The organism is Prosthecodimorpha staleyi, from assembly GCF_018729455.1.
GTDB classification, from domain to species: domain Bacteria; phylum Pseudomonadota; class Alphaproteobacteria; order Rhizobiales; family Ancalomicrobiaceae; genus Prosthecodimorpha; species Prosthecodimorpha staleyi.
Genome location: NZ_JAHHZF010000039.1, coordinates 1 through 1,170, shown reverse-complemented (window position 1 = coordinate 1,170; position 1,170 = coordinate 1). Strand labels below are relative to the sequence as shown.

At 66.8% G+C, this 1,170-nt stretch carries 1 pseudogene; it reads left to right on the top strand.

Features of this window, described 5'->3' with window-relative positions:
- Positions 1 to 768, top strand: a pseudogene (locus KL771_RS28225) (hypothetical protein); the annotation flags it as partial.
- Between the last annotated feature and the right edge of the window lie 402 nt (positions 769 to 1,170).

Here is a 1,170-nt window from a genome sequence, read left to right as displayed (position 1 = left end):
GGCGATCTCCTCGACCGCGCTCCGGCGGCCGAGACCGATCCTTCCTACACGGACGAAATCCCCGTCGAGCCGCCGCGAACATGGGTCAATTCCCGCACCGGCGAGATGACGACCGTGCCGGCCGGGATCGATCCCGGCTGGCAGACCAATCCGGGCCGGCTCCGGCAGCGGGCGCGGGTGCTCGCCGAACATCTCGACGATGCCCTGGAGGCGGCAGATCCGGACCTGGCGCGGGTCGCCGTCCGGGACATCGTTGCAGGACCAATCTGGCAACAGCATCACGCGTCGGCGCTTCAACTGGCAGCCAACAGGAAGGCATTTGTGGTGCAGGCGGAAGCGACCGGCGTCCCTCGATCCGTGATCGATCACCGACTGACTTCAGATCTCGCCTGGCCGGAAGTCCCGGTCGCGATCGGCGTGGCCCCGCCGTCCATCGCCTCGATCCGTCCAGACCTGAAATCGATCGTCGTCGCACGGGATTGGGGGATCGGCCATTCCATCGGACGGCACTCGCAGGACCCGAGCGACTGGGCAAGAATTCAGGAGATCCTCGACAGGGGAGAAGTCCATATCGACCCCCGGGACCCCAACCGGATCAGCCTATTTGCCCGTTTCGCCACCGGAGAGTGGGTGCTCTTTCTCAAGGCACTGACGGATCGCTGGCAAGTCGCCTCACTGTTTGGCAACACCAAACCGAACTACCGTGCCAATCACTTGGCGAAGGGAAAGACGATTGCCAGGCAGGAAATTGTGGGCGGAGGGCCGTGACCCCCTCGGCCGAGCTAACGGACCCGGACGGCCGCCGAAGCGAATGGTTCGCCCACACCATCAATATGAGTCCAGTCGCGCCGGAAATCAACGTGGGCGATCAGGCGGCCGCCGGCGCCCGTGTCGCCTCCGCCGCCCCGACGGTGCGCTCGACCCGTCCGAGCGCCTCCCAGGGGCTTCAAAACCCCTTTAACGCGGGCGATGAAGGGGAGGCGATCGCGGCGCCGCTGTCGCCCGTGACCGGTCGGACGGTGCGTGGTAGCGTGCCGGGACGTCGAGGGGCTTCCACGGGCTTTTAATTGGCTTTTAGCGCCCGGTTGTCGGCGCCGCGTGGGCTGACGGATGTCAGCCTCGATCCGGGTCCGGCCCGGCGCCAGTGTCGCCCCATGACGACGCGCCCCG